Raw genomic sequence first — 481 nt, 5'->3', positions numbered from 1 at the left:
TCGTTAAGCACATCGTAGCTACGTACATCGATCTTGCCCCTAACCGTAGGGTCAACAATGATGGTTTTCTCTAAGTTACGTCCGACGATATTAATAAATTCGCCGATGTCCGTTCCCTTGAAGCTGGCGCTAAATTCATTGGCGCTGAAGGCTGGCGCACACACCAAACTTCCCATCAACAACCATGCGCTCTTGCTAAACCAACTTTTCACTTCATACTCCCAAAAAAATCAATGGCATTCCATGCCGAGCATGGCTCTATTAGACAGGCCTATGCTTCCTAGTCGATAACAATGCTGTTACCAAACTATAGTTGTAAATAAATATCGTAGCGTTGACCATCTCGCTCAACGGTGAGGTTAATCTCACTTAAATCGCCCAAAGACTTCCAAATCTCGCCCATCGCTGACGGCTCCGTAAGATCCGCGCCATTGAGTTCAACGGCGATATCGCCATCTTGCAGGCCAACAGAATCAAACAG

2 pseudogenes are annotated in these 481 nt (G+C 46.4%); both read right to left on the bottom strand.

The window, feature by feature from the left end:
* A pseudogene (locus tag AB4585_RS28300) lies at positions 1–212 on the bottom strand (type II secretion system protein GspD); the annotation flags it as partial.
* A 95-nt stretch (positions 213–307) separates the two neighbouring features.
* Positions 308–481, bottom strand: a pseudogene (locus tag AB4585_RS28295) (type II secretion system protein GspC); the annotation flags it as partial.

Origin of the sequence: Vibrio sp. 10N.222.49.C9 (genome assembly GCF_041474985.1) — a bacterium.
Lineage (GTDB): Bacteria > Pseudomonadota > Gammaproteobacteria > Enterobacterales > Vibrionaceae > Vibrio > Vibrio crassostreae_C.
Note: the sequence above shows the minus strand (reverse complement) of the source record. Positions and strands in the feature narration are given on the sequence as shown.